Below are 3,297 nucleotides of genomic sequence, written 5' to 3'. Positions count from 1 at the left end.
CTCCACTAATTCTTTCATTAGCGTCCCTCTAAAAATGAAAGAATTATCCACTCAATATTTTCATGCGTAACCCCTGGTTGCTTTTGTAGTCGCCTAATAGATCGAGTTGCACATCAGCGGCGCCGGGGCGAGTCAGATAATAGTTGTCGAGGTTTTGCCCGTCCGGAGAGATGGCCGTCTCATCGGGAACACCGTAAGTATATTGCCAGTTTGTGGTCTCGGGAGCGAGGAAGGCACGCAGTGCATCGCGGTTGGCCTGAGAGGCGTCCTGCCAATAGGCCCTGATTGGGTTCCAGCCTTCACTCAACCCTTCTTCATAGGCATTACCGTTCTGCGAAATGATGCCTGTAATCCGTTCGGGATGCCACATAGCAAGTCGGAAGCCAGTCGGCGCGCCGTAGTCAAACACATAAACAGCGAACCGGTCAAAGCAGACCACATCGGTGAATCGGTCGATGACCTTGGCAATGTTATCGAAGGTGTATTTGAACGCACCGCGTGCCGGCATGTCGGACTGGCCAAACCCTGGTAAGTCGGGCGCGATGATGTGGAAGCGATCGGCCAGCAACGGAATCAAGTCCCTGAACATATGGCCGGCACTCGGAAAGCCGTGCAACAGTAGGAGCTTTGGAGCGTCAGCTCGACCGGCCTCGCGATAGAAAATCTTGAAGCCATCTACGTCGGCACTCTGATAGCAGATCGTGTTCATTGTGATATCCTCACTATGGAATTTCAGGGTTCGGTACAATTTTTTGTAGGGTTGCGTGGCAAGTTCAGTCGATTGTTGCCTTAAATTTCTTTTAATTTCCTATATTTGCTTACAATATCCATAATATTGCCTGAGCCGATTGGCGAGGTACGTCATTTGAGCCGGTCGGCAAGGCGCGTCAGCAAATCCATGCGCTCGTGAAAAATAGCCACGATTAACGCAGGCGCATTTTCACGCGGCAGACAAAACACATAGTGATGTTCACAATGCGCCATGCGCAATGCCGGAAAGAGCGCGCTCATGTCCTTAAAAGAGCCTTGGCCGACAGCAAGCCGCGCGATGCCCTGTTCCAGCGCGGTGACGTAGCGGCACACCTGCACGTCACCCCATTGTTTGCGCGTATGGCGGATGATTGCGCGTAAATCGGCCTCAGCCGCCTTCGTGAGTACATAGTCCATCAAGCGCGGTCGCTCCCGGCAAGTTCTTCATCGAGAATTTCACCGATGCTTTTCCCGCACACCTTCCCCTCCATCCCTTCATTGATGCGTGTATCCAGCAAGGCTTTCAGATCCTGCCATGCCTGATCGCTATCGCTCATTCCGGGGAACAGGCGTTCGAGTGCGTATTGCTTGATCGTCTTGCCTTGCAGGGCGGCCAATGCCTTCAGGCTTTGGTGCTGCCGGTCGGTGATGTCGATTGTCAGACGGCTCATGGTTTTCTCCTTATCGGTCATACACAAACCCACATTAGCACATATAATGGTTTGTGGCTATTTATTAAACAATGGTCAGATATCGTTTTGTCCGGCAAACGACCGTTTGACGGTCATGACGGACATCTGTCCGAAAACATCTTGATGAATGGGATTTCGGACATTATGATAGATGGACGCAATAACGGACAAATGGGGTGAACGATGGCACTGATCGGCTATGCACGGGTCTCAACAATAGAACAGAACACAGCCTTGCAGACGGATGCACTGCACAAGGCCGGGTGCGAACGGGTTTTCGAGGACAGGTGTTCAGGTGCAAAAAGCGACCGCCCGGGCTTGAGCGAGGCACTGGCCTATCTGCGCGACAGCGACGTGCTGGCTGTCTGGCGGCTGGATAGGCTGGGGCGGTCGTTGCCGCACCTGATCGAAACCGTCAGGGCGCTGGAAGCGCGCGGCATCGGCTTCCGCTCTCTCACCGAAAGTATCGACACGACCACACCGGGCGGGCGGCTCATCTTCCATGTGTTCGGCGCGTTGGGTCAATTCGAGCGCGACCTGATCCGCGAGCGCACCAAAGCCGGATTGACGGCCGCAGCGGTACGCGGAAGAAAGGGCGGACGCAAACCCGTTGTCACCGCCGACAAATTGCAGCGGGCACACGAACACATCGCGAACGGGCTGAACGTTCGCGAGGCGGCCTCGCGCCTCAAGATAAGCAAGACAGCCCTATACACGGCCTTAAAAGCTGCAAGTGAAGCCGGCACCTGAGATTTGGCAATTGCACAATACACCGGCTAATCAATGCGCCGCCAGAGCCTTATAAAAATTAGGGTTGTCTTGGATGATAGCCAATACCTTTGCCGCCAGTCCTGTCGGATTCCGACGCTTCTGTTCCCAGCTTTTAATAGTATCAATGCTAGTGCCTAAAGCCTCTGCCATTTCTGCCTGTGAAATGTTCAGTTGGGCACGAATGGCTTTAACGTCGGCAACTTCGTATAGGGTCACACGCGCTGCGGCTTTATTACCTTGTTTAATTTCAACAGCTTCTTCGAGGGATGTTTTCAACTCATCAAAAAAACTCATGTTACACCTCATCTTTCAGTAACTTTGTCAGCTTTTTCAGTTCTGCTTTCTCAGCATCAGTTAAGCTATCTTTTTTACTTTTCGGATAAACCATCACCAGATAGATAATATCGTCAGTTGCAAGAAAATAAATCACTCTGGCACTACCGCTTTTTCCATGTGAGCCTATCGCCATTCTTATTTTACGCAACCCACCAGTACCACGTATTAAATCACCTTTATCTGGTGACTCGATAAGCTCTCGTTGCAGTTCTTTAAGCTCATCATCAGTAGCAATCTCTTTTATCTGTCGGGTAAACATACTCGTTTCGATAAACTCTATCGCATGGCTCACTGTCAAACCTCCCTTATTTTAGAGTACATAGTACTCTTTAAACTTTAAAATTACAAGCATGAATGCCAAATTTATTCTATGCCTTTAGGTGTATTACTCATCCCGTTGAAATCGGCTGGTTTGAGTGCCTCAAGATCGCCAAGACAGCTCTATACATAGCTTTAAAAGCGGCTCGTGTGATCAACTCCGGACATTTTGTGCGGCAATCTTCTTAATAGGGGTCCTGTGGAAAAACCCTCGAAAATGACGAGTGACGTACCAGTTTGTTTTGATGAAGTAGTAGAGCATAAAAAACTGTGAGGCACTTTAGTTAGTTGGATATAAAGTCATACTTATCAGGGAATCTGAGTGAGTAGAGCTATTAGTTACCTGATGATCGCTTAATACGACATAACCGAATTATTCATTTAGAATGTCCGTCAACTTTACTATCAACTGAGGTTTACAATGCTTATT

The 3,297-nt window shown here is 49.7% G+C and carries 6 protein-coding genes; 1 reads left to right on the top strand and 5 read right to left on the bottom strand.

The genetic code is table 11. From position 1 onward, the window contains the following. Window positions 1-43 precede the first annotated feature (43 nt). The 3 genes from NXS07_RS19110 to NXS07_RS19100 form a co-directional block, all read right to left on the bottom strand. Window positions 44-709: an alpha/beta fold hydrolase gene (locus NXS07_RS19110; protein ID WP_258087416.1), complete on the bottom strand. Its 666-nt coding sequence runs from the start codon at window positions 707-709 to the stop codon at window positions 44-46. Window positions 710-861: 152 nt separating this feature from the next. After that, window positions 862-1,167 (bottom strand): type II toxin-antitoxin system RelE/ParE family toxin, encoded by a 306-nt coding sequence (locus NXS07_RS19105; RefSeq protein ID WP_258087415.1) that lies wholly within the window; start codon window positions 1,165-1,167, stop codon window positions 862-864. Beyond that, window positions 1,167-1,421: a type II TA system antitoxin, ParD family gene (locus tag NXS07_RS19100; RefSeq protein ID WP_038224154.1), complete on the bottom strand. Its 255-nt coding sequence runs from the start codon at window positions 1,419-1,421 to the stop codon at window positions 1,167-1,169. The genes NXS07_RS19105 and NXS07_RS19100 overlap by 1 nt, the downstream gene beginning before the upstream one ends. A 204-nt stretch (window positions 1,422-1,625) precedes the next feature. On the opposite strand from NXS07_RS19100, the gene NXS07_RS19095 reads away from it, so the two are divergent. Next, window positions 1,626-2,192, top strand: a complete 567-nt coding sequence (locus NXS07_RS19095; RefSeq protein ID WP_258087414.1) for a recombinase family protein — start codon at window positions 1,626-1,628, stop codon at window positions 2,190-2,192. Window positions 2,193-2,222: 30 nt separating this feature from the next. Here the strand turns inward: NXS07_RS19095 and nadS are convergent, their stop codons facing one another. Next, the gene (gene nadS, locus NXS07_RS19090; protein WP_038224158.1) at window positions 2,223-2,507 is read right to left on the bottom strand and encodes a NadS family protein; all 285 of its coding nucleotides are present in this window, start codon (window positions 2,505-2,507) and stop codon (window positions 2,223-2,225) included. A 1-nt stretch (window position 2,508) separates the two neighbouring features. Then, entirely contained in the window at window positions 2,509-2,841 is a 333-nt protein-coding gene (locus tag NXS07_RS19085) for a type II toxin-antitoxin system RelE/ParE family toxin (RefSeq protein WP_038224160.1), read from the bottom strand. Between the last annotated feature and the right edge of the window lie 456 nt (window positions 2,842-3,297).

Source organism: Xenorhabdus bovienii (genome assembly GCF_024721015.1).
GTDB lineage: Bacteria > Pseudomonadota > Gammaproteobacteria > Enterobacterales > Enterobacteriaceae > Xenorhabdus > Xenorhabdus bovienii.
The sequence above is the reverse complement of the archived record's forward strand: the minus strand, read 5'-3'. Positions and strand labels throughout refer to the sequence as shown.